At 68.4% G+C, this 24,847-nt stretch carries 24 protein-coding genes and 3 tRNA genes; 16 read left to right on the top strand and 11 right to left on the bottom strand.

Annotated features, from left to right (window positions below):
- Positions 1 to 3 precede the first annotated feature (3 nt).
- Both BS69_RS0107885 and BS69_RS0107880 read right to left on the bottom strand, forming a co-directional pair.
- Positions 4 to 927: a DMT family transporter gene (locus BS69_RS0107885; RefSeq protein WP_029941411.1), complete on the bottom strand. Its 924-nt coding sequence runs from the start codon at positions 925 to 927 to the stop codon at positions 4 to 6.
- Positions 924 to 1,925, bottom strand: coding sequence for a threonine aldolase family protein (locus BS69_RS0107880; protein ID WP_029941410.1), 1,002 nt, complete (start codon positions 1,923 to 1,925; stop codon positions 924 to 926). Before BS69_RS0107880 ends, BS69_RS0107885 begins: the two co-directional genes overlap by 4 nt.
- A gap of 66 nt (positions 1,926 to 1,991) precedes the next feature.
- On the opposite strand from BS69_RS0107880, the gene BS69_RS0107875 reads away from it, so the two are divergent.
- A complete protein-coding gene (locus tag BS69_RS0107875; RefSeq protein ID WP_029941409.1) occupies positions 1,992 to 3,047 on the top strand; it encodes a DUF2855 family protein in 1,056 nt (351 codons plus the stop codon).
- A gap of 28 nt (positions 3,048 to 3,075) precedes the next feature.
- On the opposite strand, the gene BS69_RS0107870 is transcribed toward BS69_RS0107875, so the two are convergent.
- Positions 3,076 to 3,150 (bottom strand) — tRNA-Thr (locus BS69_RS0107870).
- Positions 3,151 to 3,209: 59 nt separating this feature from the next.
- Between BS69_RS0107870 and BS69_RS14645 the strand changes: the two genes are divergently transcribed.
- Positions 3,210 to 3,332 (top strand): hypothetical protein, encoded by a 123-nt coding sequence (locus BS69_RS14645; protein WP_281169701.1) that lies wholly within the window; start codon positions 3,210 to 3,212, stop codon positions 3,330 to 3,332.
- On the opposite strand, the gene BS69_RS0107860 is transcribed toward BS69_RS14645, so the two are convergent.
- Both BS69_RS0107860 and BS69_RS0107845 read right to left on the bottom strand, forming a co-directional pair.
- Positions 3,329 to 3,514, bottom strand: coding sequence for a hypothetical protein (locus BS69_RS0107860; RefSeq protein ID WP_029941408.1), 186 nt, complete (start codon positions 3,512 to 3,514; stop codon positions 3,329 to 3,331). The two genes, BS69_RS14645 and BS69_RS0107860, sit on opposite strands and share 4 nt — an antisense overlap.
- A 1,035-nt stretch (positions 3,515 to 4,549) precedes the next feature.
- On the bottom strand, positions 4,550 to 6,334 hold the full coding sequence (locus tag BS69_RS0107845; protein ID WP_029941405.1) for an aminopeptidase P family protein: 1,785 nt from the start codon (positions 6,332 to 6,334) through the stop codon (positions 4,550 to 4,552).
- A gap of 150 nt (positions 6,335 to 6,484) precedes the next feature.
- Between BS69_RS0107845 and BS69_RS0107840 the strand changes: the two genes are divergently transcribed.
- From BS69_RS0107840 to BS69_RS0107820, 5 genes are all read left to right on the top strand, one after another.
- A complete protein-coding gene (locus BS69_RS0107840) occupies positions 6,485 to 8,551 on the top strand; it encodes a S9 family peptidase (RefSeq protein ID WP_029941404.1) in 2,067 nt (688 codons plus the stop codon).
- On the top strand, positions 8,548 to 9,945 hold the full coding sequence (locus tag BS69_RS0107835; protein ID WP_051676632.1) for a hypothetical protein: 1,398 nt from the start codon (positions 8,548 to 8,550) through the stop codon (positions 9,943 to 9,945). The genes BS69_RS0107840 and BS69_RS0107835 overlap by 4 nt, the downstream gene beginning before the upstream one ends.
- Positions 9,942 to 10,340: an acyl-CoA thioesterase gene (locus tag BS69_RS0107830; RefSeq protein WP_029941402.1), complete on the top strand. Its 399-nt coding sequence runs from the start codon at positions 9,942 to 9,944 to the stop codon at positions 10,338 to 10,340. The genes BS69_RS0107835 and BS69_RS0107830 overlap by 4 nt, the downstream gene beginning before the upstream one ends.
- A gap of 171 nt (positions 10,341 to 10,511) precedes the next feature.
- The gene (gene maiA, locus BS69_RS0107825) at positions 10,512 to 11,153 is read left to right on the top strand and encodes a maleylacetoacetate isomerase (protein ID WP_029941401.1); all 642 of its coding nucleotides are present in this window, start codon (positions 10,512 to 10,514) and stop codon (positions 11,151 to 11,153) included.
- 26 nt (positions 11,154 to 11,179) lie between these two features.
- Positions 11,180 to 11,965, top strand: a complete 786-nt coding sequence (locus BS69_RS0107820) for a class II aldolase/adducin family protein (RefSeq protein WP_051676751.1) — start codon at positions 11,180 to 11,182, stop codon at positions 11,963 to 11,965.
- On the opposite strand, the gene BS69_RS14640 is transcribed toward BS69_RS0107820, so the two are convergent.
- Together BS69_RS14640 and BS69_RS0107810 are read right to left on the bottom strand one after the other, a co-directional pair.
- Positions 11,962 to 12,090, bottom strand: coding sequence for a hypothetical protein (locus BS69_RS14640; RefSeq protein ID WP_281169700.1), 129 nt, complete (start codon positions 12,088 to 12,090; stop codon positions 11,962 to 11,964). The genes BS69_RS0107820 and BS69_RS14640 overlap by 4 nt on opposite strands.
- Positions 12,072 to 12,410: a methyl-accepting chemotaxis protein gene (locus BS69_RS0107810; protein WP_029941399.1), complete on the bottom strand. Its 339-nt coding sequence runs from the start codon at positions 12,408 to 12,410 to the stop codon at positions 12,072 to 12,074. Before BS69_RS0107810 ends, BS69_RS14640 begins: the two co-directional genes overlap by 19 nt.
- A gap of 368 nt (positions 12,411 to 12,778) precedes the next feature.
- Between BS69_RS0107810 and BS69_RS0107800 the strand changes: the two genes are divergently transcribed.
- Positions 12,779 to 12,854, top strand: a tRNA-Thr gene (locus BS69_RS0107800).
- 7 nt (positions 12,855 to 12,861) lie between these two features.
- On the opposite strand, the gene BS69_RS0107795 is transcribed toward BS69_RS0107800, so the two are convergent.
- The 4 genes from BS69_RS0107795 to BS69_RS13700 are packed head-to-tail and all read right to left on the bottom strand — an operon-like array spanning position 12,862 to position 17,243.
- Positions 12,862 to 14,175, bottom strand: coding sequence for an ABC1 kinase family protein (locus BS69_RS0107795; protein ID WP_029941398.1), 1,314 nt, complete (start codon positions 14,173 to 14,175; stop codon positions 12,862 to 12,864).
- Positions 14,172 to 14,513, bottom strand: coding sequence for a thiol-disulfide oxidoreductase DCC family protein (locus tag BS69_RS0107790; RefSeq protein WP_029941397.1), 342 nt, complete (start codon positions 14,511 to 14,513; stop codon positions 14,172 to 14,174). The genes BS69_RS0107795 and BS69_RS0107790 overlap by 4 nt, the downstream gene beginning before the upstream one ends.
- A 53-nt stretch (positions 14,514 to 14,566) precedes the next feature.
- Positions 14,567 to 14,917: a response regulator gene (locus BS69_RS0107785; RefSeq protein ID WP_029941396.1), complete on the bottom strand. Its 351-nt coding sequence runs from the start codon at positions 14,915 to 14,917 to the stop codon at positions 14,567 to 14,569.
- Positions 14,910 to 17,243 (bottom strand): PAS domain S-box protein, encoded by a 2,334-nt coding sequence (locus BS69_RS13700; RefSeq protein WP_051676631.1) that lies wholly within the window; start codon positions 17,241 to 17,243, stop codon positions 14,910 to 14,912. The genes BS69_RS0107785 and BS69_RS13700 overlap by 8 nt, the downstream gene beginning before the upstream one ends.
- 78 nt (positions 17,244 to 17,321) lie before the next feature.
- On the opposite strand from BS69_RS13700, the gene BS69_RS0107775 reads away from it, so the two are divergent.
- The 8 genes from BS69_RS0107775 to pstA all read left to right on the top strand — a co-directional run bounded on the left by BS69_RS0107775 (position 17,322) and on the right by pstA (position 24,834).
- Positions 17,322 to 17,846 carry a gamma carbonic anhydrase family protein gene (locus BS69_RS0107775; RefSeq protein ID WP_029941394.1) on the top strand — a complete coding sequence of 175 codons (525 nt, stop codon included), beginning with the start codon at positions 17,322 to 17,324 and terminating at the stop codon, positions 17,844 to 17,846.
- Between the two features lie 39 nt (positions 17,847 to 17,885).
- Positions 17,886 to 18,578: a pirin family protein gene (locus tag BS69_RS0107770; protein WP_029941393.1), complete on the top strand. Its 693-nt coding sequence runs from the start codon at positions 17,886 to 17,888 to the stop codon at positions 18,576 to 18,578.
- A gap of 79 nt (positions 18,579 to 18,657) precedes the next feature.
- Positions 18,658 to 20,019 carry a hypothetical protein gene (locus BS69_RS13695; RefSeq protein WP_029941392.1) on the top strand — a complete coding sequence of 454 codons (1,362 nt, stop codon included), beginning with the start codon at positions 18,658 to 18,660 and terminating at the stop codon, positions 20,017 to 20,019.
- A 57-nt stretch (positions 20,020 to 20,076) separates the two neighbouring features.
- Positions 20,077 to 20,162 (top strand) — tRNA-Tyr (locus tag BS69_RS0107760).
- A gap of 242 nt (positions 20,163 to 20,404) precedes the next feature.
- Positions 20,405 to 21,406 (top strand): sensor histidine kinase, encoded by a 1,002-nt coding sequence (locus BS69_RS0107755; RefSeq protein WP_051676630.1) that lies wholly within the window; start codon positions 20,405 to 20,407, stop codon positions 21,404 to 21,406.
- Positions 21,407 to 21,511: 105 nt separating this feature from the next.
- Entirely contained in the window at positions 21,512 to 22,546 is a 1,035-nt protein-coding gene (locus BS69_RS0107750; RefSeq protein WP_029941390.1) for a substrate-binding domain-containing protein, read from the top strand.
- Positions 22,547 to 22,556: 10 nt separating this feature from the next.
- Positions 22,557 to 23,948 (top strand): phosphate ABC transporter permease subunit PstC, encoded by a 1,392-nt coding sequence (gene pstC / locus BS69_RS0107745; protein WP_029941389.1) that lies wholly within the window; start codon positions 22,557 to 22,559, stop codon positions 23,946 to 23,948.
- Complete coding sequence (pstA, locus tag BS69_RS0107740; protein WP_029941388.1) at positions 23,941 to 24,834, top strand: phosphate ABC transporter permease PstA; 894 nt, start codon at positions 23,941 to 23,943, stop codon at positions 24,832 to 24,834. Before pstC ends, pstA begins: the two co-directional genes overlap by 8 nt.
- Positions 24,835 to 24,847: the final 13 nt, after the last annotated feature.

The raw sequence follows: 24,847 nt of genomic DNA, 5'->3' as shown, positions 1-24,847 counted from the left end.
GGCTTAGTCCGCGGCCGGGGAGGGGACAACCTCGTGGCGGCTGGTCAGCGCCCAGATCATGCCGGCCATCGCCAGCACCGCTCCGGCGATCGCCAGCCCGGTCCAGCGATAGCCCTCGAACAGGGTCGACAGCGCCATGGCGATAATCGGCACGATGACGCTTGAATAGGCGGCGCGGCCGGGGCCGATGGTGCGGATGATCGGCATGTAGAGGCTGAAGGCCAGCGCCGAAGCGAACAAGGCAAGATAGGCGAGGCCGAGCCAGTAGCCGGGACGGGGGTCGATCACCGGCGGCCCGCTGACCATCAGCGCGAAGGCGGCGTCGAAGATGGCGCCGAAGGTCATTCCCCAGGTCAGCATGGTCGGCAGCGGCACCGCCTTGGCGCGCTCGGTGGTCTGGAGCACGTTCGACACGCTCGCCCCCATCACGCCCAGCAGGGTCAGCCCGATCCCCAGCGCCGCCTCGCCCAGCGGCGCGCGCGCGCTTTGCACCTCGTTGACGAAGAGCAGCGCGATCCCGCCGATCGCGGGGATCGCCGAGAGGATGAAGCTGCGGCTGGGCCGGTGCCCGGTCCAGGCCCAGGCGAGCAGGGAATTCGGGATCAGCAGCAGCGCGAAGACGCAGGCGACCAGCCCGCTCGTGATGTGATGCTCGGCCAGATAGACCGCGTTGAAATTGACGCAGAACTGGCAGAAGCCGAATAGCATCGCGATCCGCCAAGCGCCCGGCGGAAGCGTCAGGCTCACACCCTGCCAGCGGGTGAAGGCCGCCATCGCCGAGGCCGCGATGATGAAGCGATAGGCGACCGACCAGTGCGCGGGCACCACGCCGAGCTGGTCGCGGATGACGATCCAGGTCGACCCCCAGATGAGGGTGATGATCGTGAAGAAGAGGAGGACCGCGCCGCGCCCGAGGGGGGCACTCACAGCGCCGAAATCGCTTCCGCCAGCCGGTCGACGGCGCCGCGGTCCTGGTCCCAGCTCGTCACCAGCCGCGCTTCGCCGACGCCCCAGTCGTAGAAATCGAAGCCCTGGGCCCGAAGCGCCGCGGCCTCGTCGGCGGTCACCTTGAGGAACACCTCATTGGCCTCGACCGGGAAGACCAGCCGCTCGCCCGCGGCCTCGGCCAGCGCCCGTGCGGCCGCGTTGGCGGCGCGGGCATTAGCCAGCCAGATGTCATCCTCGAGCATCGCCAGCAGCTGCGCCGCGAGATAGCGCCCCTTGCTGAGGAGATGGCCCGACCGCTTGCGCCGCCGCTTGATCCCGTCGGCGAGGGCGGAATCGAACAGCACCAGCGCCTCGGCCGACAGCCCGCCATTCTTGACGAAGCCGAAGGACAAGGCGTCGACCCCGGCCTTCCAGGTCAGCTCGGCGGGACTGGCGCCGGTCGAGGCAACGGCATTGGCGAAGCGCGCCCCGTCGAGGTGGAAGCCGATGCCGTGCCCCTTCGCCCATGCCCCCAGCGCCGCGGTCTCGGCGGCCGAATAGGTCAGCCCATATTCGGTCGCATTGGTGATCGACAAAGCGTTCGCCTGCACCTGGTGGACGTCCGGCCGGATCCGCGACCGCGCCTCCTCCAGCGCGTACGGGGTCAGCTTCGCCCCCGGCCCGTCGACCAGCAGCAATTTCGCCCCGCCGGTGAAGAATTCGGGCGCGCCGGCCTCGTCGACCTGGATATGCGCCTCGCGGTGGCAGAGAATGCCCCCGTAAGGCGGCACTATCCCGGCAAGCGCGAGACAGTTGGCGGCGGTCCCGGTGGTCACCCACAGCGCCGTCACCTCGCGCTCGAACAGGTCCGAAAAGGCCGCGTCGAGCTTCTGGCTCCACGCATCGCCGTCATAGGCCGTGTCGAGCCGGTCGGCCCTGGCCATCGCTTCGAACACGGCGGGATGGACGGCCGCGGCATTGTCGGAGAAGAAGCGCATGGCCGAGCCATGGTCCGGCGCGGCGCGCTCGGCAAGGGGCTGGCGCATCAGGGGAGGCGGACGGCGATGACGTGGACATATCTGGTCGGGCGCGAGGACCTTGGCCGGACGCGGCTCCGCGCCGAGCCCGATCCCGATCCCGCCGCGCTCGGCGCGGGCGAGGCGCTGTTCGCCATCGAGCGCTTCTCGCTCACCGCCAACAACATCACCTACGGCGCCTTCGGCGACCGCATGGGCTATTGGCGCTTCTTCCCGAGCGGCGAGGAGGGATGGGGGATCATCCCCGTCTGGGGCTTCGCCACGGTCACCGCCTCGCGCGCGCCGGGGATCGAGGTCGGAGCCCGTTTCTACGGCTACTGGCCGATGGCGAGCCACCATGTCGGACGGCTCGAGCCGCGCGGTCGCGGCGCGGTCGATGGGAGCCCGCACCGTGCCGACCTCGCCGCCGCCTACAATCGCTACGAACCCGCCGAGCCCCGCGCCGACGACGACCTCGCGGCGCTGTTGCGGCCGCTGTTCCTCACCAGCTTCCTGATCGACGACCTCCTCGCGGACGCGCATCCCGAAGCGACCATCATCGTCTCGAGCGCGTCGAGCCGGACCGCGCTCGGGCTCGGCTGGCTGGTCAGCCGCCGCGGCGGCCGGGCGATCGGGCTCACCTCGCCGCGCCATCTCGCCCGGGTCGGGTCGCCGGGCCTGTTCGCCCGCGCGATTGCCTACGAATCGGTCGACGACCTCCCCACCGATGGTCCGGCCGTCTTCGTCGACCTTGCGGGCGATCCCCGGCTTCGCCGCCGGGTCCACGAGAAGCTCGGGGCGAACCTGCAGGCGAGCATCGTGGTCGGCACCACCCACCTCGGCGCCGACCCGGGCGAGCGCGCGCCCTTGCCCGGTCCGAAACCGACCTTCTTCTTCGCGCCCGAGCGTTTCGCGAAAAGGCTTGGCGACTGGGGCGCGGCGGGAGTGCAGCAGAAGACGGGGGAGGCGCTCTCGCACTTCATCGCCGATTCCGGCTGGCTGCGCATCGTCACGCACCGCGGCCCCGAGGGGCTGGCGGCGGCCTATGCCCGGGTGCTGGCGGGTGCGGGCACCCCCGACGAGGGCGACATCGTCGTCCCTTGAGGGGCGGTCCGGCGAGGGAGGGGGGAAATGGTGCTGCCGGTGAGGATTGAACTCACGACCTCAGCCTTACCAAGGATGCGCTCTACCACTGAGCTACGGCAGCACTGTCCGGAGACGGGCGGGCCTATGGCGGTTGGCTGGCGCAAGTGTCAAGGGAAGAGAATGAATAAGCAGGAAAAGGAAGCCCGCCTCGCCGCCGCGCTCCGCGAGAACCTCCGCAAGCGCAAGGCGGGGGCGGTGGCGACCAGACCGGAAACCCCGAAGGCCGACGACGAACAAGCCTAGCCGTTCCGGATCAGAAAATGGCGGCTGACCCGCCACAGGATTCCGATCGCCGGCAACGCGACCGCGATGAAGACAATGCCGGCACGCTCCGACACGTCATCGACGAAATGGTTGTGGCCGAGGAATGCCAGGAACAGGCTTGCAAACCCGGCGATCTCGAGCGCCCAGAGCTTCCGCTTCAAGTGCACTGGAAAGTCCATGCCCTCTCGCTAGCACCGACCCGTTACCAGACCCTGAGCAAGCGCTTGGCTCTGCCGAAATCGCCAATGTCCGCGATGGGTGGAACGCGGACACGAGATGATCTAACTTTTTGCGGTGTCGTTAGCTCCCGTCATAGTTTTGCATTCTCCCGTTCTTGTGAGAGAGCGCCTAGCGCCTTTCGTGGAGCAATGCCTGAGGGACAAAGTCGAACTAATCGCGACGATCGGCTCGGGCTGCGAGGATCTCGAGGAGGAGATCGACTGGCTGATCGTTGCCGATGGAGAAAGCGTCGAACGGTACATAACAACGTCTTCACATCCGGGCGAAACGCTAGCCGGGGTGCTAGAATTTGCTACTCATTGGAATACGAAGGCTCAGTTTCGGATCGAAGAGGTCCACCTTTAATCTTAAGTCCGCAACGGGCGGAAAACGGACGTCAGCGCCCTTGCCGAGCACCGCTGCAATATCCACCGATGGAGACCCACGCTCCTCCGGAATCTAGGCAGGCGTCCACGGCCAGCCAACCTCGCGCCGACCATCCAAGCCAAGCGCTGAGTGCCAGCCCCGCAGCGGTCATCACGCGGCGTTTCATGCCGAAAGAGTGGAGTACTGTGCCAAGGTCCGCAATGGGTCGACGTCAGACGTTCGGCGTAAATGTCCTGAATGGGTGGAAAGCGGACATCAGCCGACCTTGTTCTCTGGTCTCAGCGGCGACCAATCTTCCTGCCCACAAATCGACGACCGTAGACTGCGATTTCCCTCGAGATGAAATACATGCCGCCGATGCATAGTAGGGACACCCAGAGGTAGCGCACCTCATCAAGGGAGGGTCGCATAAGGCTTTGGGCATCGATCAGAACGTAGAGGTTCACCAAGAACGCTACCACCGACAATGCGAGAAACACTCTGGTTACGGTCATCATTGGCCCTCAATCCTCCTCGCCAGTATGGAGTGGCCGCGCCAATGTCCGCAATGGGTCGCAAGCGGACGTTACCTCCGCCGCGCGAGATTAGCCTTAAAGCGGCGCGCAGGCCGCTTCCAGCCAGGCGCGCTCTTCGGCGCCCAGCCCCGGCCCGATCCGCTTCACCACTTCGGTGTGATAGTCGTCGACCCATTTCCGCTCGCGGTCCGACAGCATCTCGGTGACGATCAGCCGGCGGTCGATCGGGGCGAAGGTGAGGGTCTCGAAGCCGAGCATCTCCTTTTCGGCGCCGGGCACGTCGACCGGCACCACGAGGATCAGGTTCTCGGTGCGGATCCCATATTCGCCCGCCTTGTAATAGCCGGGTTCGTTCGAGAGGATCATCCCCGCCGCCAGCGGCTCGTCGCCGCCCGACTGCGAGCTTCCCATCGGCGAGATCCGCTGCGGGCCCTCGTGGACCGAGAGGAAGCTGCCGACCCCGTGGCCGGTGCCATGGGCATAATCGAGGCCCGCCTCCCACAGCGGCCGCCGCGCGAAGCTGTCGAGCTGGCCGCCGCGGGTGCCCTTGGGGAAGACCGCGGTGTCGATCGCGATATGGCCCTGGAGCACGCGGGTGAAGCGGTCGCGCATCTCCGCCGTCGGCTCGCCGATCGCGACCGTGCGGGTGATGTCGGTGGTCCCGTCCTCATACTGGCCGCCGCTGTCGATCAGGTAGAGCGAGCCCGCCGTGAACGGCACGTTGGTCTTCTCGGTCGAATGATAATGCGGGCTCGCCGCATTGCCGCCGAAGGCCGAGATGCTGCTGAACGACAGGTCCTTGAGTGCGGGGTCCTCGCGGCGGATCGCCTCCAGCTTGTCCGAGGCCTTGAGCTCGTCGAGCCCGTCCGTCTCCTCGACCCACTTGAGGAACCGCGCGATCGCCGCGCCGTCGCGGGTCTGGGCGGCGCGCTGGCCATTGAGCTCGGCCTCGTTCTTGATCGCGCGCGGAAGCACGGTCGGATCGCGCAGCTCGACGATCCTCGCGCCCGCCGTCTCGAGCGCCTCGAAGATCGCCGCGACCGAGCGTTCGGGATCGACCGCCACCGTCTTGCCGGCAAGCTCGCCCAGCGCGCCCTCGAACGCCGCCCGCTCGTGCAGCCGTACCCCGTTGCCGAGATGCTGGCGAAGCTCCGCCGTCACCTTCTCGCCCGCGACGAACAGGTCGGCGGTGCCGTCGGCGTGGACCAGGGCATAGGCCAAGGCGACCGGCGTGTGGCTGACGTCGGTCCCGCGGACGTTGAAGGTCCAGGCGATCGAATCGAGTGCCGCGAGCACGGCGGCATCGGCCTTGTGCTCGGCCAGCCAGTCCCCGATCGACTGGCGCTTGTCGGCGCTCGAGCGGCCGGCGAACTTCTCGGGATGGACCGCCAGCGCGGCCTTGCTCGCCTCGGGGCGGTCGGCCCAGATCCGGTCGATCGGATTGTCCGCCACCGGCACCAAAGTCGCCCCGCGCTCGGCCAGCGCCTTGGTCGCGGCCTTCACCCAGTCGGCGCGGTGGAGCCACGGGTCGTAGCCGATCCGCGCACCCTCGGGCGCATGCTCCTTGAGCCAGCCCGCGATGCTCGTCTCGGGCACCGACTGGTAGGACCAGTGCGCCCCGTCGACCTGCTGGCGGACCTGCAGCGTGTAGCGCCCGTCGGTGAAGATCGCCGCTTCCTCCGGCAGCACCACCGCCGACCCGGCCGAGCCCTCGAAGCCCGTCAGCCAGGCGAGGCGCTGGGCATAGCTCCCGACATATTCGCTCATATGCTCGTCGGTGAGGGGCACGACGAAACCGTCGAGGCGGTCCTCGGCAAGCTGGGCGCGAAGGGCGGCGAGGCGGTCGGCATGGCTGGACATGGGCCGCTTGTAGCCGCGGACCGGGGCTGGACGAAAGCCGCTCTCTTGCGCCACCTTTCGGGGGAACACACTTGGGGGGTATCCATGCGTTTCCTGCTTCTCGCCGCGCTGATCGCCGCGGCCGTTCCCGCCACAGCCCAGAAAGCCTCCATGACCGACCAGCTCCCCCCGCCGCCCAAGGCCGACCAGCGTCCCTACAGTTACACCCGCCATGGCGAGACCATCCAGGACCCGTGGCACTGGCTTCGCGACGAGGGCTATCCCAAGGTCGATGACAAGGACGTCCTCGATTACCTCAAGGCCGAGAACGCCTATTTCGAGGCCTGGAAGAAGCCCCACGAGCCGCTGGTCGAGACCATCTTCCAGGAACTGAAGGGCCGCCAGAAGGAGGACGATTCCTCGGTCCCGGTGAAGGACGGCGACTACCTCTACTGGTGGGCCTTCCAGCCCGGCGCGCAGTATCGGCAATGGTATCGCAAGCCCGTCGCCGGCGGTGCCGACCAGCTGATCCTCGATGAGGTGAAGGAAGCCGAGGGCAAAGAATATTTCCGCCTTGGCGCGATGCAGGTCAGCCCCAACGGAAAGCTTGCCGCGATCCTCGCCGACGACGACGGCTCGGAGCGCTTCAAGCTCAAGATTCGCGACCTTGCGACCGGCAAGGACCTTGAGACCGTCACCGCGGTCGGCATCGGAAGCCCGGTGTGGAGCGCCGACAGCAAGGCGGTCCTCTTCACCGAGGTCAACGACAACTGGCGCAGCTACCGCGCCCGTTACCACCGCCTCGGCGACGATCCCAGGAACGCCCGCACCATCTACGAGGAAACCCAGGACAAGGGCTTCTCGGTCGGCCTCGGCAAGAGCCAGGACAAGAGCCTGATCTTCGTCTCGACGGGTGACAACCGCACCAGCGAGGTCCGCTTCGTTTCCGCCGCCGATCCGCTCCAGCCGCTGACCCTGATCAGCCCGCGCAAGGAGAACCGCCTCTACGAAGCCGATGCCGCGCACGGGAAATTGTGGATCGTCACCAACGACGACCACATCAATTTCCGCCTGGCCTCGGCCGACATCGCCCGCCCCGGCGACTGGCACGACGTCATCAAGGGCTCGGACCGGACCTACATCCGCGGCGTCAGCGCGTTCAGGAACGAGCTGGTGGTCACGGTCCGCGAGGACGGTTTGGACCAGCTCCTGCTCAAGGATTATCGCGGCGGCCCCATCGGCCGCGTCCCTTTCAAGGAAGCGAGCTACAGCGCCGGACTCGGCAGCAATCCAGAGTTCGATCCCGCTGCCTACCGGCTGAGCTATTCGTCGATGGTCACCCCGGGCACGGTCTACGATTACGACCCCAAATCGAAGACTTTGGTCACCCTCAAGGTCCAGGAAATCCCCTCGGGCTACGACCCGTCGCAATATGTGACCGAGCGGCTGATGATCCCGGCCCGCGACGGCAAGAAGGTACCGGTCAGCATCGTCTACAAGAAGGGCTACAAGAAGGACGGCAGCCAGCCGCTCTTCCTCTATGCCTATGGCGCCTACGGCTATGCCATCCCGCCGAGCTTCTCCTCGGCAAGGCTCAGCCTCCTCGACCGCGGCTTCGCTTATGCCATCGCCCACATCCGCGGCGGCGACGACCTCGGTTACGGCTGGTACCTGGACGGCACCGCCAAGAACCGCTGGAACACCTTCCACGACTTCGTCGACGCCGCGAAGGGCCTGAACGCCGCCGGCTTCGCCAGGCCCGGCAGGATCGCGATCCAGGGCGGCTCGGCCGGCGGCAAGCTGATGGGCGTGGTCGTCAACACCGATCCCAAGCTGTGGGGCGCGGTCATCGCCGACGTTCCCTTCGTCGATGTCGTCAACACCATGCTCGACGACACGCTTCCGCTGACCCCCGGCGAATGGCCGGTATGGGGCAATCCGATCACCGATCCGGCGGCGTTCAAGCTTCTCAAGAGCTACAGCCCCTACGACAATGTGACCGCACAGGCCTATCCGCCGATGCTGGTCACCGCCGGTTTGAACGACCCGCGCGTCACTTATTGGGAGCCGGCCAAGTGGGTCGCGCGCCTCCGCGCCACCAAGACCGACAGCAACCTGCTCATGCTCAAGACCAACATGGGCGCGGGCCACGGCGGCAAGTCCGGCCGCTGGGACAGCCTCAAGGAAGTGGCCGAGGATTACACCTTCGTCCTGACCCAGCTCGGGGTCGCCAAATGATGCTGGCTGCGGCGGTCGCCATGGCCGCCGCGAGCATCCCGGGGGTTCCGGGACGCCAGCGTGCTGCCTCGGAGGTGACGGTCCGCCGCGACGGCCAGCGCTGGACCGCCGACTATCGGCTCGGCGGGCGCTCGCCTGTCTGGCTGTTCGTGAAATCGGTGCTTCCGCGCGAACGCCGGACATCGTGGCGGCTGGGCTCGGTCAAGGTGCTCACCCCGGGCGTCCGGATCGAACGGCTCGGCAATTACGATGCGCTGGTCGCCACCAGCGGGACGGTCCCGGCACGGGTGCGCCTCCAGTTCACGCCCTTCAGCGAGGACATCGAAGCGGGCTATGACGCGGCGCTGACCTTCTCGGACGGCTCGGTCGCGCTTTATGGCGATCAGTTCTGGATCACCCCGGCCAAGTCGGTCGCCGAAGTGCGCGCGCTGGGGCCGAGCGAGGACGGCCCCGACGGCCAGTCCTTCCGGACCCGGATGAACTTCATCGACCGCGCCGGCCCCGTGCTCGTCCACGGCCGCCGGGTCGCCCGCGCCGAAATGGACGACGGCGCGACCTATGTGGTGTTCGGACCGGCGACCCCCGTGGTCGGTCCCGCGATGACGACCCTGATGGACCCCGCGGTTCCGGCGTGGATCTCCGGTTACCTCAACGGCGAGATGCCCAAGGTGCTCGGCCGCTACCAGCGCGAGCTCGGTCCCTCGCCGGTCGGACAGCCGACGCTGATGGTGACCTGGGGCGGCACGCTGCCCAACCAGCCCGACCAGGCCAGCCTCAGCGGGAGCGTGCTTCCGGGCCTCGTCGTCATGACGTTCGCCGGCGCGCGGCTGCAGCAGCCCAGCGACAAGGCCGCTCAATATGCCCGCTGGTTCGTCAGCCACGAGGCGGCGCATTTCTGGCTCGGCCAGGCGGTCAGCTATTCGACTCCGGCTGAAAGTTGGATCACCGAGGGCGGGGCCGAATTGCTCGCCTTCCGCGCCACTGCCGCGGCCGACCCGAAGTTCGACGTCCGCAAGCGCCTCGCTGAAGCGCGCGCCGAATGCGCGCCCTTCCTCAGGAACGGCGGCGTGGCCTCGGCCTATCGCCGCGCGGCTGACTTTCGCGCTTATTACGCATGCGGGGCGCTGATCGCGCTTGCCGCCGAAAAGGCCAATGGCGGCGATTTTCCCGCCTTCGTGCGCGGGCTGATTGCCGGCCCTGGCGCCGACGGCGAGGTCACCCGCGCCGAATGGCTGGCCGAACTCGATCGCGTCTCGGGCAACGGCCGCAGCAGCGCCGCGGTCGGTGATCTCCTCGACCGTGCGCACCTCGACCCGGAAGCCGCGCTCGACCGCTTCGCCGTCGAAACCGGCATTACCGCGCTCTTCACCCCCGCCGCAGGGACCAGGACATGACCACCCCGAGTTTCACCCTCGAGCTCACCGCGCTGCCCGAGCACATCGACGAGCTCGGGCACGTCAACAATGCGGTCTGGGTGCAGTGGATCCAGACCGTCGCCACCAGCCACTGGTACGCGATGGCCGACCCCGCCTATCGCGACGCTTATGTCTGGGTCGTGATCCGGCACGAGATCGACTATCTCCGCCCGGCCTTCGAAGGCGACGTGGTGACCGGACGGACTTGGGTCGGCGACGCGCCCAAGGGCGCCCGCTTCGACCGCTTCATGGAGTTCACCGGAAAAGACGGGAAAACCCTCGTCCGCGCCCGGACCACCTGGGCCATGCTCGACAAGGAAAGCGGGCGGCCGCAGCGGATCACGACCGAGATCGTGGCCCCGTTCCTCGGCTGACTTAGCGCTGTCCTACACGCGTCCTTTTTGGCACAAGGACCCCATGTCCTCGCCTGAATCCTGCCCGCGCCTGCTGCTCACGCGGCGGATAGGGCCGAAGCGCAGCCGCACCGCGGCCCCGCACTATGGGAACTTCGAGAACTTCGTGACCCTGGCCGGTGGACGTTGCGCATGACCAGGGTCGTCCTTCACGACTATTTCCGCTCTTCGGCGAGCTACCGCGTGCGAATCGCGCTCAAGCTAAAGGGCGTCGATTACGAGCAGCACTCGGTCAGCCTGGCCAAGGGAGAGCAGAAGGAGGCGGCCTATACCGCGATCAACCCGCAGGGGTTCGTGCCGATGCTCGAATGGGAGGGCAAGCGCTTCACCCAGAGCCTTGCCATCTTCGACTGGCTCGACGCGCAGGTGAAGGAGCCGCCCTTCGTGCCATCCGATCCCGAGGGCCGCGCGCACGTCCTCGCGCTGGCGCTGACCGTCGCCTGCGACATCCATCCACTCAACAACCTGCGCGTGCTCAAATATCTGAAGGGCGAACTCGGGCAGGAGCAGGAGGCCGTCGACTCCTGGTATCGCCATTGGGTCGCCGAGGGGCTGGCCGCGCTCGAGCAGCTGGCCAAGCTGACCGCGGGCAAGTTTCTTTATGGCGATACGGTCGGCATGGCCGATATCTGCCTCGTCCCCCAGCTCTACAACGGCCGCCGCTTCGACGTCCCGATGGATGCCTATCCGACCCTGCTTCGGGCCGAGGCCGCGGCGCTCGAACTTGAGGCCTTCCAGGCCGCCCACCCCGACCGTCAGGAGACACAGGCATGAACCGCGTCGACAATATCATGGGCGACATGGGCAAGGTCCGGGCCCTGTCCGAGGTCGAGATTCCCAGCCTCGAGGGCGAGGTCAGCGAGGAGGAGTGGAAGCTTCGCGTCGACCTCGCGGCCGCCTATCGCCTCGTCGCTCATTATGGCTGGGACGATCTCATCTTCACCCACATGAGCGTACGGGTGCCGGGGCCCGAGCATCACTTCCTGCTCAATCCCTACAACCTCATGTTCGAGGAAGTGACCGCAAGTTCGCTGGTCAAGGTCGACCTCCAGGGCAATCCGGTCGAGCCCTCGCCCTTCATCACCAATCCGGCGGGCTTCACCATCCATTCGGCAGTGCACATGGCGCGCGAGGACGCCCATGCGGTGATCCACCTCCACACGCCCCACGGCCAGGCGGTCGCGGCGCACGAAGAGGGGCTTCTGCCGCTGACCCAGACCGCCATGCTGATCCGCGGCGACCTCGCCTTCCACGACTATGAAGGCGTCGCCACCGACCATGAGGAGCGCGAGCGGATCGTCGCCGACCTCGGCACCAGGAACGCGATGCTGCTGCGCAACCACGGCACGCTCGCCGTCGGAGAGAGCGTCGGCGAGGCGTTCATCCGCATCTACTTTCTCGAGCGGGCCTGCGAGGCGCAAATCTATGCGCTGTCGGCCGGCGACAAGGTCAATAATCCGCCGCAGGGCACGCCCGAGATCGCCGCGCAGCAGGGGGCGCAGGGGCTGAAGCTCGCCGCGCAATTCCTCGCCTGGCCGGCCTTGCTTCGGAAGGCCTATCGGCTTGATCCCGCCTTCGCCAGCTAGGCGGCGAGCCGGAGCCGCCCGTCGGGAGTCGGCGACAGGCGGAAGCGGCGCGAGGAATGCTCGAGGAGTTCGGCCTGGCGGTTGAGCAGGCGGCTGCGGCGCTTTCCTAGACCATCGCCGCGCACTGCTGGGTCGCCCGGTTCATCTCCTCGATCGCGTCGCGGATCTGCCCGATCAGCCCGGCCTGCCGCTCGTTGGGGCTGGTGATGCCCGCGACACGGGCATACTTTCTCCCGACATTGCCCGCGATCTCGTCGAGCGCGTGGTCCACCGACGGCACGGCCGCGACCGCCTCGCCGATATCGGCCCGAGTGGTGGTCAGCTTGGCGCGGGCGAGCTTGGCCTCCTCCTCGGCCTGCATGGCAAGCGCGCTTAAGAGGTAGGCGACCACCGCGAAGCTGCGGACTGCCTCGCCCGGCCAGCCGGCCTCGACCGCCGCATTCATCGCCGGCACCCTCGTCTGCAAGGCGGGCCTCGCTGACGCGGGTCATCGCTGCGACCGCCATGTCGGTCGTCTAACGCAATCTGACTACGCTCGACTGGGTTCCACCACGCGCTACTCTCCGCGGGCGAGCGCGCGGCGATCCGCCTTGAGAGGGCCGCCTGGCCCAAACCGAGGCGGGATTCGAGCTGACCTGGCGCGACCGCCTGTTCGGACCGGTGACGATGCAGCCGAGCCTGCAGCTTGTCCGCCATCCCGGCGGCCTCGCCGAGCGGCGGCCGCTGCTGGTCGGCACCGTCCGCCTCGGCTGGGAATTGTGATCGCCACGACGCTTGAGCGTGGCACCGCACCCTGTTAGGGGCCGCATCGCTGCCGCTTTAGCTCAGTTGGTAGAGCACCTCATTCGTAATGAGGGGGTCACAGGTTCGAGTCCTGTAAGCGGCACCATCTTCCTTCATCGCGAGAGCGCGTCGGCGACGAGGTCGCGGATGGGGACGCGGGCCTTGAGGCGGGCGCCGAGCAGCGCGGTGCCGCTGATCTTGCGCTGGACGAACAGGAGGTCGGCCGGGGGCAGGTGCCAGCTTGCCTTGTCGGCGGCGATTCCCAGCCCTTCCTCACGCAGGACGCCAAGAAAGGCGCGGTCGCCGAAATCGAAGGGGCCGGGCTTGTGGAGCTCGGCGAGGACGACGTCGACCATCCGGTCGAGTGCCGCACCGTGGCGCTGGGCGACCCCCGCACCGATAAAACCGGCCGCGACGGCACCGCCCTTGACCGCGTCCCGGTTCCCGGCGAGCGCGGCCGCGAGGAGGGTCCGGTAGCCGTCACGGATCGGTTCGGGGACCGCCTGCGCGGCGCCGAAGTCGAGAAGCGCGATCCGCCCGTCCGCAAGCAGCCGGTAGTTGGCGAAATTGGGATCGGTCTGCATGGTGCCGAATTCGAACAATTCGCGCAGGACCAGCGTCACGATCCTGGTCACGGCCTGATCGCGCTCGGCCTGGCCGGCCTCGTCGAGTGCTTCGATCGGCCGGCTTTCGACAAAGCTCATCGCGAGCGCGCGGCCGGTGGTGAATTCGGGCTCGAGGGTCGGCACGACGAATTCGGGACTGCCCGCAAGCAGCGCCCGATAGCGCTCTATCTGCTCCCCCTCCCGGCGGTAGTCGGCCTCGCGCGCGAGCTGGGCCTTGGCTTCGGCGAGCAGGGGGGTGAGGTCGAGCTCGGGAGGAATCAGCCCGGAGACCCTGAGCAGCGTCGCGACATTGTCGACATCAGCATCGACGCTCTCGGCCACGCCTGGATACTGCACCTTAATGGCGAGGATACGGCCGTCGTGGGTTTCGGCGCGGTGGACCTGGCCGATCGAGGCGGCGGCGATGGGATGCGCCTGGAAGCGGCGGAAGCGACGCCGCCAGTCGGGCCCCCATTCGGCCGCGAGGACTGCCGCAAGCTGGGCGGGCGGCATGTGAAAGGCATTGCTGCGCAGGCGCGCGAGAATGTCCGACAATTCGGGCGGGAGGAAATCGCCGCTGTCGAGGCTGATCATCTGCCCGAGCTTCATCGCCGCGCCGCGCAGGTGGGCGAGGCGATCGGCCACGCGGGTGAGATTGCCGGGGGTCAGCAGCAGGTCGCGGACCTTGGGACGTTCGCCCCCGGCCAGGCGCCGCGCGCCCTCGGCCAGCATGCCGCCGGCGAGCCCGCCCGCCAGCCGCCCGAACTGCCCGGCCCGGGCGATGCGCGAGCGTGGGACCGCGCGACCCTCCTCGTCGCTCATGCCGAGAGCCGGCGCTGGAGGGCGGGGCGAATCTCGAGGAAGCGGAGATAGGCGCGCTCGAGAAGGGCCAGCACACGCGGGTGACGCGCAGCCAGCCCGAGCGGACGGAGCCAGGGGATCGCCCGCCACATGGCGGCGAAGGCGGCGGCGCCGCTGAGGAGCTGGCCATCCTCGCGGGCGTGGAAGCGGGCGAGCAAAGCGGCGCGGTCGATCGGGCAGTCGGCGACCTCCCCCGAGACGTCGACGAACGCGATCCGGCCGGCGCGGTCGAGCCGGCGCATCAGCGCGATCTCGCGGCGGCAGAGCGGGCAGGCCCCATCGAACCAGACGGTCAGCATGGCGACGATGTAGGGACTGGGAAACGCGCGACCACCCGGCCTCAAGGCGGTGCTCAGCCGAGCAGGCTCCGGAGCGCGACTTTGACCTGGTCACGCGTGTAGGGCTTGGCGATCACGGCCACCTCGTGCGGCCAATCGACTCCGCTCTCGGCATAGCCGGTGGCGAACAGGAAGGGGACGCCGCGGGCGTGGAGCCGTTCGGCGACCGGATAGCTGGTCAGCTCGTTCAGATTGACGTCGAGAATGGCGGCGTCGAGCGGCTCGGCGGTAGCAATGTCGAGCGCTTGAGGCAGGCGGAACGCGGGTCCGACGACCTCGTAGCCGAGGTCCGCGACCAGGTCCTCGAGCGCGAAGGCGATGACGGGCTCGTCCTCGACCAGCAGGATGCGGCGGGGCTCAGCCATGGTCGGGAATCGGGGCGTCGACCACGCACCGTACCCCGTCGGGTTCGAAGAGGATTCTGACCGACCCGCCAAGCTCGGCGGCGAGGCCGCGCTCGATCATCCGGCTGCCGAAGCCGCGGCTGGCGGGCTCGGTCACCGGCGGGCCGCCGTGCTCCTTCCAGTCGAGGTAGAGCCGGCCTTCCTCCGCGCGCCAGCGCACCGTGACCGTTCCGTCCTCGACCCCGATGCTGCCATATTTGAGCGCGTTGGTGGCGAGCTCGTGGATCGCCATGGCGAGGCTGACCGCGCTCTTGGGCGAGAGCATGAGGTCGGGACCCTCGAGGCGGAGGCGGTCGTCGTCGGCGCGGACGGCGGTGAAGGTGTCGCAGATCAGGCGGCGGAGTGGGACGGCTTCCCATTTCTCGCGGGTGAGGATCCCGTGCGCGGCCGACAGCGCGCCCAGCCGGCCCTCGAAGCGGGCGAGCTGCTCGGCCGCGGTGCCGTCGCCCTTGAAGCTCTGCTGGGCGAGGCTCTGGATGATCGCGAGCAGGTTCTTGGCGCGGTGGCTGAGCTCGTTGATCAGCAGTTGCTGGTGCGCTTCGGCCTGCTTGCGCTGGCTGATGTCCTGCACCGCGACGATGGCGATGTCGGCCTTGCCGTCGTCGCCGACCACCGGTGCTGCCTGGGACAGCAGGCTGACGATCCGGCCGTCGGGGCGGCGATAAATCATCTCGTTGTCGATCACGGTTTCGCCGCGATTGACCGCGCGCCACAGGGGATAGGACTCGAGCGCGAGCGCGTTGCCGTCGGGGTCGAGCCCGCCGTAGCCGCCGTAGCCCTCCGAGCCGCCCGACAGGAACGGGTGGCCGAGTATCTCGTCCATCGCCTGATTGTAGACGAGGATCTCGCCACCTGGAATGCGGGCGAGGGCGACCCCGACCGGCATCTGGTCAATCACCGCGCGCAGTTGTTCCTCGCTGCGCCGTACCTGGTCGACCGCCTCGCGCCGATCCTGGACGTCGATCACCGACCCGACATAGCCAAGAAACTCGCCCGATGCGTCGAAGCGCGGCGCCGCGGCATCGATGCACCAGCGAAAATTGCCGTCGTGCCGACGAAGCCGGAAATCGGTCTCGTAGCCGCTCTGTGCCTCATTGGCCTGGATGAAGGCGCGTTCCGCGCCGGGACGGTCTTCTTCATGGACCGCGTTGAGCCATCCGAAGCCCTCGCCGTCGCCCTCGGACTGGCCGGTGAATTCGTACCAGGTCCGGTTGAGATAGGTGCAGTAGCCGGTCTCGTCGGTCACCCACAACATGACCGGCGTGTGATCGGCGATGTTGCGGAATCGGGTCTCGCTCTCGCGCAGGATGGCTTCGGAGCGGACCCGCACCACATGGGCCCAGCTGCGTTCGGTCGCTTCGGCGATGAGCCCAAGTTCGTCCGCGGTCCAGTCGCGCGGGTCCTTCTGGTGCACTGCCATCAGCGCGATCAGGCGGCCGGCCCGATGGTAGGGCATGCACACCGTTGCGCCGAGGCCGAGGTCGAGCAGCGCCCGCGCCTCGACCGGACCCAATTCGGCAAGCGAATCGCGGGTGATGAAGGGCTTGCCGGCATGAAGCGCGTGATTGGCGGTCGGGCCAAACGTTTCGAGCGTGTAGCGGCCGACGATGTTTGGCGAGCCCTCCGCGGCCCAGCTGCCGCGGATGGTGAAGACGTCCTCGTCGGCTTCCATGTCGGCATAGGCGACGACCGAGGCCTGGAGATGCTGCCCGAGGAGCCGGGCGGTTTCCGACATGATCTGGACCGGCGACGACAGATCCCGGATCGCTTCGGACAGCGAATCGAAGAAGGCGAGCCGGGCCGCGCGCGACTTGACCTCCCGCTCGGCGCGGAGGCGCGCGGTGGTCTCGATCACGATGGCGAGCACCCCGGCGGGGCGCCCATCGTCGCCCAGGACCGGGGAATAATCGAGGTTGAAGGCGACGGCCTCGGGCCGGCCGTGGCGGTGCAGGACGAATTCCTGATCGGCAAAGGACAAGGTGCCCCCCGCGAGGCCGACCTTCATCACCCGGTCGTTGAACTCGGCGGCTTCGGGCCAGCCTTCGCGCACCCGTGAACCGAGGAGCTGCGGGTGGCGGCCGCCGGCGATGACCGAATAGCCGTCGTTGTATAGCATGATGCCCTCTTCGCCCCACAACATGGCCATCGGCACGGGCGAGCGAAGGAGAAGTCCGGTGGCGGCCTTGAGGCTGACCGGCCAGCCGGCGACGGGCCCGAGGCTGTCCGACCAGTCACGCGCTTTGATCAGGGCGCCGCACTCGCCGCCGCCATCGAGGAATGCAGGCATCGCAATGCGCTAGCGAAGCCCGAGGCAATCTGGAAGAGCGACTTTGCCGACGATTGTCCAACCGCTACACCATCGGTCATGCCGCTTTACCAGCTCGACGACATCGGACCGACCCTTGGAGAAGGCAGCTGGGTGGCGCCCTCGGCCGACCTCATCGGCGATGTCCGGTTGGGCGCGCGGGCGAGCGTCTGGTTCGGAGCGGTGATTCGGGCCGACAACACGCCCATCCTGATCGGCGACGAGAGCAACGTCCAGGATGGCGCGGTCTGCCACAGCGATCCCCATGCGCCGCTCACCATCGGGCGCGGGGTGACGGTCGGCCACCAGGCGATCCTCCACGGCTGCACGGTTGCCGACGGAGCGCTGATCGGGATGGGCGCGCGGGTGCTGAACGGGGCCTTCATCGGCGCCGGCTGCATCGTCGGCGCGGGCGCGCTGGTCCCCGAGGGCAAGACCTACGAGCCCGGGCACCTGCTGGTCGGCGCGCCGGCGCGAATCGTCCGGGCGCTGAGCGAGGCCGAGCGCCAGATGCTCGCGGCAAGCGCGCTCCATTACGCCGACAAGGCCGCGGTATATTCGGCCCGCCTGCGGTTACAGGCCTGACACTTGAGGGCCGTCCGGGAGAGGCCCAATTAGCGGCTCATGATCGACATCCGCCCCTTCAAGTCGCTCGGCCACGCCGACCATGGCTGGCTCGACGCGCGCCACCATTTCTCCTTCGCCAATTATTATGATCCCGGCCGGATGGGCTGGGGTCGGATCCGCGTCTGGAACGACGACCGGATCGCGGCCAAGTCGGGCTTTCCGCCGCATCCTCATCGCGATATGGAGATCGTCACCTATGTCCGGACCGGCGCGATCACGCACCAGGACAGCCTCGGCAACAAGGGCCGCACCGGGGCGGGCGACGTCCAGGTGATGAGCGCGGGCGACGGGGTCGTCCACGCCGAATATAATCTCGAGGACGAAGAGACGACCCTGTTCCAGATCTGGATCGAAACCGACCGGCCGAGCGTCAAGCCGAGCTGGGGCGCGATGCCTTTCCCGCGGGAAGCACGAGACAACGCCTTCCAGCTTCTCGCCAGCGGCAATGCCGAGGATGGCGCGCTGACCATCAATGCCGACGCCCGAATCCTCGGTGCGACCCTGCGCGGCGGCGGCGCGGTGACCCTCGCGATCGACCCTGCGCGGCACCTCTATCTCGTGCCCTCCGCCCCGGTCAGGGTGAACGGCAAGGAAGCTGGCGCGCGTGACGGGATCGCCATCACCGGCGAGACCGAGCTTCGGATCGAGGGCGACCACGACGCCGAACTGGTGCTGGTCGACGCTCGCTGACAGGCTTGCGGCTTGTGGTCGCGACGCGGCTGGTCCAAAGGGCGTTCTTCCTCGTCAAGATGATGATTTAGAACGCCTTGTGGCTCGACTCTGCATTGCCCTCGCCTGCTTCTCGCTGAGCACGGCGGCCTTCGCCCAGACTGCGCCGGGTCCGGCCAATGTCGTGACCCCGGCGCCGCCGCCGCGCGCGGGCACGGTGGGTCCCGAGCAGCTGCGCGATTTCGCGCTGCCCGGCACTCGGACCGAACCGGCCCCGGCCGCCACCGATCCGGCGCCCGCGCCGGCGCCCTCCACCACCCGGCCCCGGCCGGCCACGCCCCGGGCCGAGGCCGCGCCGCCGCCATCGGCCGCGCCTGCCGCCGAGGTCACCCGGTCGGCGCCGACGGTGTCGACACGGCAGCCGGCCACGGCCGAGACCACGCCGAGCCCGGCGCCCGAATTGCCCTCGGCTCTTCCGCCCGCAACCAGCGCGCCGGCCGAACCCGCCCCCACCACCGCAGCGCCCGACCTTGCCCCGCTGACCGTGTCCGAGCCGGCCGTTCCGGCCTCCGGTCCCGCGACCGGCTTCGGCTGGTGGCCGTGGATGATCGGCGCGGCGCTGGCGGGCATTGCGCTGGCGCTGGCCCTGCGGTCGCGCCGCCAGCGGCTCGCCCCCGCGGGCGGGGACCTGGGGCGCGCCCTGTTCCTCGCGCCCGATGCGCCGCCGGCCCCCGCGCCCGCACCGCGCCCGGCGCCGCCCGCCAGGTCGCCCGCGCCGTCGGCTCGGCCGGTGCCCGCCGCCCCTGAGCCAAGTTCGACGCTTCCGGCGGGCGTGGTCACGACCCGACTTCGCCCCGCGCCGCCTGCCGCACCGCCCGCGCCCGCGCCGCCTGCCGCACCGCCCGCGCCCGCGTCGGCGCCAGCCCCGCAGCCCGCGCCCGTGGGTGCGGTGGTCAGCCGGCGGCTGCGGCCGTGGCTCGACCTCGACCTCGCGGTGCGGGAGATACTGCTCGACGAGGCGGAGGCGCTGATCCGGTTCGACCTCGTGATCGTCAACGGCGGCGCGGCGGGCGCCCGGGCCATCGTGGTAGAGGCGCTCGCGCTCAACGCGGGCGACCAGCAGGGTCAGGAACTCAGCCGTTTCTTCGCGCTTGCGCCCAGCACCGCCGAAGGCATCGACGAGATCGCGCCCATGGCTTCGGCCACCGTCAGCCACGAAATCCGCATGCCGCGCTCGGCGATTCGCGCCTACGAGGCGCAGGGGCGCAGCCTGTTCGTGCCGGTGATCGCCTTCAACGCCACCTATCGTGCAGGCGCCGGCGAAGGCCGCACTAGCGCCGCCTATCTGATCGGGCGCGAGCGGCCGGGCGCCGACCGCCTTGCCCCGCTTCCGCTCGATCCGGGCGCGGCGCGAATGCTCGGCCTCGGGGTGCGCCGGCTCGACGAAGCGGTGCGTCGCTGACGGTTGAGCGTTGACAGGCATCCCCCCGGGCGGCATTGGCGCCCGGCCTGACCTCGTGGAGAGGTGGCCGAGTGGTTAAAGGCAGCAGACTGTAAATCTGCCCGCGCAAGCGTACGCTGGTTCGAATCCAGCCCTCTCCACCACGACGAACCGGCGCGAGGCGCCCCGGTTCGATCCACCACCACAGGTCCCACCATCCGGTCACCGAATCGAAGCCGATTCGGAATCTCTCGGTGATGGGCTTCGCCTTCGACGCGGCTCTGGCGGTATGGTCCTATCCGAACCTGGTGCTGATTGGGGTCGGTGCCTAAAGCACGAGCCTGTTCGAGCGCTGGCGGGCCCAGCAGGTTGCCTGACGGGAGCGCTTGACCTAGCCCGGCGAGGCATGTCCGTCCCTCCGCTGGTCCTCGCGCTGCTCGACGCCCTTGAAGAACCCGCGCTGCTCGTGTCGGGGCAGCGGACCGTAGCGGCGAACCGAGTGGCGGCGGCACTTCTCGGCCAGCAGCTCGTCGGGCAGGACGTGCGCTTTGCCATCCGCCATCCGCAGGCGCTCGACGCCATCCTGTCGGGCCGCGCAGGCCAGCTCGAGGTGCGCGGCATCGGCGGGGTCGAACGCAGCTGGGAAGTGGCGCTGACCCCGCTTCCGGACGCGCTGCTGCTGGTCCGGCTGGTCGATCGCAGCGCCCGCCGCGCCGCGGAAAAGGCCCAGATCGATTTCGTCGCCAATGCCAGCCACGAATTGCGGACCCCGTTGGCGGCGGTGATCGGCTTTTCCGAGACGCTGGCCGACGAAGGCGAGGTCCCCGAGGCGATCCGCCGCCGCTTCGGCAAGCAGATCCACGAGCAGGCCAACCGGATGATGGTCATCATCCGCGACCTCATGAGCCTGTCGCGGATCGAGGCCGACCGTTTCCGTGGCCCCCGCGACCGGGTCTCGCTCGCCTCGGTGGTGCGCGAGAGCGCGCAGGCGGTGCAGGCGCTGGCCGTGCAGCGCGGCTGCGAGATCGCCCTCGACCTCGAGGCCGGGCTGCCGTCCGTTCGCGGCGACACCGCCCAGCTTCGCCAGCTGGTCGACAATCTCCTCGGCAATGCCTTGCGCTACGGTTGCCGGGCACCGGGGGAGCGGATCGAGGTTACGCTCCAGGCAGCGGGGAGCTGGCAGAAGCTGATCGTCCGCGACCATGGCGACGGCATTCCTGCCGAGCATATCCCGCGGCTGACTGAGCGATTCTATCGGGTCGATGCGGCCCGCAGCCGCGACGGCGGCGGGACCGGCCTCGGCCTCGCGATCGTCGCGCAGGTGGTCGAACGCCACCGCGGCCTGCTCGAGATTCGGAGCGTCCTCGGCCAGGGAAGCGAGTTCGAGGTGCGGCTTCCACAGACCTGACGGGGGCGATGTCATCAGTCTGTAACGTCCACGTCACATTGCGGTCGCCGCACTGACGCTAAGGCGCCTCGGCGGGGGCCGAGGGGCCCAATGGGAGATCAATACATGACCAGGATTTGGGTCGCGCTTCCGCTTGCGGTGGCGCTGAGCGCGTGCGGCGGGGGCGGCAGCAACACTGCATCGTCGCAGCTGAAGATCGTCGGTTCGTCGACCGTCTATCCGTTTACGACCGCGGTCGCGGAAGCCTTCCAGAAGGCCAATCCGGGGCAGAGCGTGATCGTCGAATCGACCGGTACGGGTGCCGGCATCAAGCTGTTCTGCGAAGGCGTCGGCGGCAAGTTCCCGGACATGGTGAACGCCTCGCGCCCGATGAAGAAAAGCGAATATGAGGATTGCGCCAAGGTCGGCGCCAAGCAGGTCATCGAGGTCCCGATTGGGATCGACGGCCTGACCCTCATCGAATCGAACCAGGCCCAGCCGCTCAAGGTCAGCCTCGCCGACATCTACAAGGCGGTCGCTGCCGATCCGTTCGGCAAGGGTCCGAACAAGGCGCAGACCTGGAAGGACGTCAATCCGGCGCTTCCCGCGCTCAAGATCCGCGTTCTCGGCCCGCCGCCGACCAGCGGCACCCGCGACAGCTTCGCCGAGCTCATGCTGACCAAGGGCTGCGAAAGCGATCCCGCCATGAAGGCGCTCAAGAAGAGCGACGAGAAGAAGCACAAGGAAGTCTGCACCAAGGTGCGCGAGGACGGCGTGTTCGTCGAAGCCGGCGAGAACGACAATCTCCTCGTCCAGAAGGTCGAAGCCGATCCGGGCACCATCGGGGTCCTCGGCTACAGCTTCCTCGCCGAGAATGCCGACAAGATCCGCCCGGTCGAAATCGATGGCGTGCTGCCGAGCGAGGAAACCATCTCGAACCTCAGATATCCGGGTGCGCGCAAGCTCTACATCTACGTCAAGGGCGAGCATGCAGCGGTGAAGCCGGGCATCAAGGCCTTCCTTGCGCAATATGCCAAGGAGTGGAGCACCGGCGGCCTGCTCGAGAAGCGCGGCCTCGTGCCGTTCAAGGGTGCGGACGCCGAGGCGGCCAACAAGGCCGCGACGGGCCTCACCCCGCTCGACCCCGCGTCGCTCAAGTAAGCAGAAACGAATGAGCCTGCTGCTCGGCCTGGTCCTGGTTCTCGCTGTCGCGGCGACGGTGTTCGTCGTCGGGCGGGGGCGCGCGTCCGCGCTCCAGGGTGCCGGGGCCGGCCGGCAGCGGCTCAACAGCCTACCCAATTACCACGGCGGCTTCGCCTTCATCTGGGCAGCGGTCCCGGCCTTGCTGTTCCTTGCCGTCTGGGCGCCGATCCAGACCGGGCTGGTCGAGCAGGCAGTGATCGCAAGTCCGGCCGGCCAGCAGCTTCCGGCCTTCGATCTCGCGCGCGATTCGATCCTCGACGAGGCTCGGGCGGTCGCGACCGGGGGGACCGACCTCGCCTTTACCCCGCTCGCCCGCGAACTGGTCCCGGTCTACAGCCAGGCGCTTGGCAAATATGGGCTGATCGGCGGCGGCTTCGCGCTACTGCTGGCCATTGCCGGCGGGGTCTGGGCGCTGTCGCGGATCGGTGTCGACCTGCGCGCCCGGGCCGGGGTCGAGCGCTGGCTGATGGGGCTGCTCGTCGCCGCCTCGCTGATCGCCATCCTGACCACCTTCGGGATCGTGCTGTCGCTGCTGTTCGAGACGATCCGCTTCTTCTCCAAGGTGCCCGCGACCGACTTCCTGTTCGGGCTGCAATGGTCGCCCCAGACCGCGATCCGGGCCGACCAGGCGGGCTCGTCGGGCGCCTTCGGCTCGGTGCCTCTGTTCTGGGGGACGGTGTTCATCGGCGCGATCATCGCGATGGTCGTGGCGATCCCGCTCGGCCTGATGAGCGCCATCTACCTCACCCAATATGCCGCCTCGCGGGTCCGCTCGGTGCTGAAGCCCCTGCTCGAGATCCTCGCCGGCGTTCCGACCGTGGTCTACGGCTATTTCGCCGCGCTCACCGTCGCGCCGATGGTTCGCGACTTGGGCCTCGCCATCGGGATCAGCAGCGCCTCGAGCGAAAGCGCGCTTGCCGCGGGCCTCGTCATGGGGGTGATGATCATTCCGTTCGTGAGCTCCATGGCCGACGACAGCATCGCCGCCGTGCCGCAGGCGATGCGCGACGGCAGCCTCGCGCTCGGCGCGACCCGCTCGGAGACGATCCGCAAGGTGATCCTGCCCGCCGCCCTCCCGGGCGTGGTCGGCGGCGTCCTCCTCGCGGTCAGCCGCGCGATCGGCGAGACGATGATCGTGGTCATGGCCGCGGGCCTTTCGGCCAATCTCACCGCCAATCCCTTCGGCAGCGTCACCACGGTCACCACCCAGATCGTGCAGTTGCTGACCGGCGACCAGGAGTTCGACAGCCCCAAGACTCTGGCGGCATTCGCGCTCGGCCTGGTGCTGTTCCTGGTGACCCTGTTCCTCAACCTCATCGCGCTGCGCGTCGTTCGCCGCTACCGGGAAGCTTATGAATAAGGCCGCCTCGCGCTGGTCGAGCGAGACCATGAACAAGCGGGTGGCGCGTCGCTACGCCGCCGAGCGCCGGTTCAAGGCGCTCGGGCTCGCCGCGGTCCTGATCAGCCTCGCCTTCCTCGTCTTCCTGCTGGTCACCATGACGGTGCGCGGCGTGGGCGGGTTCAGTGCCAATTTCCTCACTGCGAGCGACGCGACCGACCCCACCGCCGTCGGTGTCTGGGGCGCGCTCAAGGGCTCGTTCCTGACCATCGTGGTGACCATGGGGCTGGCCTTTCCGGTCGGCGTGCTGACCGCGGTCTATCTCGAGGAATTCGCCAAGCGGAACCGCTTCAACGATTTCGTCGAGGTCAGCATCAACAACCTCGCCGCGGTGCCGTCGATCATCTTCGGCCTGCTGGGCCTCGCGGTGTTCCTCAACTTCATGCACCTGCCGCGCTCGGCGGCGCTGGTCGGCGGGCTGACACTCGCGCTGATGACCATGCCGGTGATCGTCATCGCCGGGCGCAATGCGATCAAGGCGGTGCCGCCCTCGATCCGCGACGCGGCGCTGGGCGTCGGCGCGTCGAAGATGCAGGTCGTCTTCCACCATGTGCTGCCGCTCGCCCTGCCGGGCATCCTCACCGGCACGATCATCGGCATGGCCCGCGCGCTGGGCGAAACCGCGCCCCTCCTGATGATCGGGATGCGCGCCTTCATCGCCACGCCGCCGCAGGGCTTCACCGACCCTGCGACAGTGCTTCCCGTCCAGATCTTCCTCTGGTCGGACGAAGTCGACCGCGCCTTCGTCGAGAAGACCAGCGCGGCGATCATCGTCCTCATGCTGTTCATGCTGCTGATGAACGGCCTCGCCATCTATCTTCGCAACCGCTTCGAGCGCCGCTGGTAAGGCCCGCGATCCC

The sequence above is a fragment of the Sphingomonas astaxanthinifaciens DSM 22298 genome (assembly GCF_000711715.1).
Lineage (GTDB): Bacteria > Pseudomonadota > Alphaproteobacteria > Sphingomonadales > Sphingomonadaceae > Sphingomicrobium > Sphingomicrobium astaxanthinifaciens_A.
Note: the sequence above shows the minus strand (reverse complement) of the source record. Positions and strands in the feature narration are given on the sequence as shown.